The organism is Methylobacterium oryzisoli (genome assembly GCF_046557895.1).
GTDB classification, from domain to species: domain Bacteria; phylum Pseudomonadota; class Alphaproteobacteria; order Rhizobiales; family Beijerinckiaceae; genus Methylobacterium; species Methylobacterium oryzisoli.
Window position 1 is genome coordinate 1 of sequence record NZ_JBKIBX010000130.1, and the last position, 713, is coordinate 713.

Here is a 713-nt window from a genome sequence, read left to right on the forward strand (position 1 = left end):
CGTGACGGCTGTCGGTCGTGCCAGGTCGGAACCGCCGCCCCGCAAGAGCCCGGATGCCGTGACGGCGCATCAGGCGCTCCACCCGCCCGCGGCTCACGGTGCGGCCCTCAGCCTGCAGGGCAGCATGCACACGCGGCGCGCCGTAGCGCCTGTGATGCCCCGCATAAACACGCCGAACATCATCCAGGAGCTGGCGGTTGGACGCCGACCGGGCGCTCTCCGGGCGTGATCGCCAGGCGTAGTAGCCGCTGGGAGACACTCCGAGCACGCGGCACATGAGACGCACCGGCCAGGTGCGTGCATGCTGCTCGATGAAGGCGAACGTCACTTGGGCATCTCCGCGAAGATGCCGATCGCTTTTTTTAGGACGTCACGCTCCATGCGCGTCCGGTCGAGCTCACGCCGTAGGCGGGCGATCTCGGCGGCTTGGTCGGCCGGAGATGCGATGGGGCTCGCGGGCGAGGTCCCCGCCGATCCTGCCGGCCGCGGTCGAGACGAGACCTCGCTCAGCGCCGTGCGCCACTGCCGCAACATGGAGGGTTGGATCCCGAGTTCGGCCGCGATCTGCATCTGCGACCGGCCACTGCTCTCCAGCAAGGCGACCGCTTCGCGTTTGAACTCGGGCGTGAACTCCCGTCTCGTCCTCGCCATCCGACACCTTCCCCGCCCACAACGAGCGTATCAGAGGTGTCCGTCAAACCGAGGGAGGATCA

1 pseudogene is annotated in these 713 nt (G+C 68.3%); it reads right to left on the reverse strand.

The window, feature by feature from the left end:
- Positions 1–651 (reverse strand): annotated as a pseudogene (locus tag ACKUB9_RS34360) (IS3 family transposase); the annotation flags it as partial.
- Positions 652–713 lie beyond the last annotated feature (62 nt).